The sequence below is a fragment of the Campylobacter sp. 2018MI34 genome (assembly GCF_016598975.1).
GTDB lineage: Bacteria > Campylobacterota > Campylobacteria > Campylobacterales > Campylobacteraceae > Campylobacter_D.
Genome location: NZ_JAENKS010000043.1, coordinates 1 through 3,062 on the forward strand (window position 1 = coordinate 1; position 3,062 = coordinate 3,062).

2 protein-coding genes are annotated in these 3,062 nt (G+C 24.7%); both read left to right on the top strand.

Annotated elements, in window-relative coordinates:
- Positions 1–8: 8 nt before the first annotated feature.
- Complete coding sequence (locus JG676_RS07605) at positions 9–1,934, top strand: ribonuclease R family protein (RefSeq protein ID WP_200217849.1); 1,926 nt, start codon at positions 9–11, stop codon at positions 1,932–1,934.
- 9 nt (positions 1,935–1,943) lie between these two features.
- A complete protein-coding gene (locus JG676_RS07610) occupies positions 1,944–2,912 on the top strand; it encodes a DNA polymerase III subunit delta (protein WP_200217848.1) in 969 nt (322 codons plus the stop codon).
- The last annotated feature ends 150 nt before the right edge of the window (positions 2,913–3,062 follow it).

Below are 3,062 nucleotides of genomic sequence, written 5' to 3' on the forward strand. Positions count from 1 at the left end.
GTAAAAAAGTGAAAGAATTTCTAAATCATTTAAATTATGGAATCAAAGCTAATGAAGTAAATAATGAATTTAAACAAATTCTAAGAGAACTTTTAGCAAACAATATCATAAAAGAACATAAAAATAAATTTTATCTTAATAATGGTTATGTCTTCGGAGTGCTTGATATTTCAAACAAGGGCACAGGATTTTTAAAATGCTTTGATGAAAATTACAAGCAAGATTTATTGATTGAAAATAAAAATTTAAAAGGAGCCAATTATAAAGATATAGTTGTAGCTAAATTACTTCCCTTAAAAAAGAAGCGTCCTAAAGCAAAAGTTATTTTGATTTTAAAAAGAGCCAATGAAACCTCTTTAGTTATTACTAAAAAATATGGCGAAGCTATTTTAGGGATGAATATAAAAACAGGACTTAGTATAGCTTTAAAAGCTTCCCAAAAATCTCTAAAAGCTCTACCCTTAGGAACAATTTTAAAAATAGAAAATCATAACAACAGCATAACAGAAGTTTTAGGTCATATTGATGATGAAAATATTGATGAAAAAATTTCTTTAAATCTTTTTAACAAAAATTCTTGTTTTAATGATAATTGCATAAAAGAAGCAAATTCTTATGGAGATCTTGTCGATGCAAGTATGTATGAAAATCGTATTGATTTAAGAATGCTCTCCTTTTGCACCATAGATCCTATCCACGCAAAAGATTTTGATGATGCAATTTATTTTGATAAAGAAAAAAAAGAACTTTATGTAGCAATTGCTGATGTAAGCGAATACGTTTTTGCTTATGGGGCTATTGACAAAGAAGCTAGAAGTCGTGGTTTTTCTATATATTTTCCACATATTGCTGTACCTATGCTTCCACAAACTTTAAGTGAAAACATTTGCTCTTTAAAACCCTTAGAAGATAGACTTGTATTTTGTTTTAAAATTACCCTAGATGAAAATTACAAAGTTGTAAAAGAAGAACTTTTTGAAGCTATTATTAATTCAAAACGCCGTTTTAATTATGATGAAGTAGATGAAATTTTGATAAAAAAACCCGATTTAAAAGAACTTTCGTGGCTTTATAAGCTTTATGAAATTACAAAAATCATAAGAAAAAAGCGTCTTAAAAATGCTTTTGAATTTAAAACAGAAGAATTAAGAATGAGCCTTAATGATGACTTAAGTCTTAAATCAACTTCATACGAAAAAGATACCCCTTCACACAATTTAATAGAAGATTGTATGTTATTAGCCAACAAAGCTGCTGCAAGTCTTTTAGATGATATAGGAATCTTTAGAAATCACTTAAGTGCTGATCATAAAAAAATTCTAAAACTTTTAAAAGAAATTCAAAGTCTTGGTATAGATGTAGAATACAAAGCAAATCTTAGTGAAATGATTAAAAATATACAAGCTTTAGCAGAAGAATTAAACTTAAGAGAAGAAATAGACAAACTCATCATCAAAGCTCAAAAAAAGGCAGAATATTCAAGTGTTAATATGGGGCATTTTGGCTTAGGATTTAATAAATACTCTCATTTTACAAGTCCTATAAGGCGTTATTCTGATTTAATACTTCATAGACTTTTAAAAGCAAAACTTAAAAAAGACAATAAATTGTTTAATTATTTATTATTAAACATTCAAAGCACTTGCGAAAATTTAAGCGTATTAGAAAGAGAAGCCGATAAAGTTGCTTTTGATTTTATGGATAGAAAATTTGCCAGATGGGCTGATAAAAATAAAGGAAAAGAATTCCAAGCACTTATCATAGAAAATGAAAATGTAATTATCGCAAAACTAGAAGATGAAATCAAAGGTGCTAACATCATACTTAAAAATGCCAAAGTAAATTTACTTCAAAAAGTTCAAGTACGTATTGAGGAAGTTGATATTATTATGGCAAAAATTTTTGGTAAAATTACAAAAATTTTAGAAAATTAATGGATTTTTATGTATAAAAAAGATTTGCAACTTCTTTTAAACACGGCTAATTTTCCAAATTTCTTTTTTCTTTATGGGGCTGATAATTTTCAAATTGAATTTTTCTCAGAGCTTATTAAAGAAAAATATCCAAATGATGAAATTTTAAAAATCTATTTCGAAGAATACAATTTTTCAAAATGTAGTGATTTTTTATCTTTAAATTCTCTTTTTAGCGAAAAGAAACTCTTAGAAATCAAATGCAGTAAAAAGCCAAATACAAAAGAATTAAAATTTTTAATAGAACTTTGTAAAAATAATGCAGATAATTTTTTCCTTTTAGAATTTTATGATGAATCAAGCAGGCAAAATGAGCTAGAAAAAATCTTTGAAAATAATTTTGTAAGATTTTTCAAAATCGGCAACACTAAAGAAGGAATAGAGCTTTTAGATATGAAAGCAAAAAAACTCAATATTGATATCACCAGCAATGCTCTTTACACCCTGCTTCAAAGTTTTGATGAAAATTTATATTTAGCAGCAAACGAACTTAATAAATTTCAAAATTTAAAAGTAAATGAACAAACCATTCAAACCTATTGCTATGCTTTAAACACAGGAAATTTTGATGATTTTTTTGAAAAATTAGTAAAAAAACAAGATATAAAAAAAGATCTTGAAAATATTTTAGAAAATTTTAACGAAATGGCTTTTATCAATTCTTTAAATAATAATTTTTATAAATTATTTAAAATTTTAATCTACTCCAAAATTCACGGAAAAATAGATTTTAAAGAACTTTTTGGATTCACGCCTCCTTTAAAAGTTGGATCAAATTTAAGCTCTTTGGCATTTAGCATTAAACTTAAACAATACAAAGAAATTTTTAATGTCTTATTAAATACAGAATATGAAATTAAAACAAATTCAAAATTAGCAAAAAAAGAATTTTTAATTTCAAATATATTAAAACTCACAAAGATTCTAAAAACAAATTAAATATTTAACTTTGATATAAAAAATAATTATTTAAACACTATAATCATATTAATCATTTTTTAAATAAAATGATATTGCTTTTATGAATTTAAGATTTAATTATAAAATAAACTTTAACAATAACTTTTTATTTTAAAAATTATTTTATAT

Bases quoted from the DNA above. Each gene is read 5' to 3' on its own strand.
- JG676_RS07610 (WP_200217848.1), top strand. From the start codon at position 1,944: ATGTATAAAAAAGATTTGCAACTTCTTTTAAACACGGCTAATTTTCCA.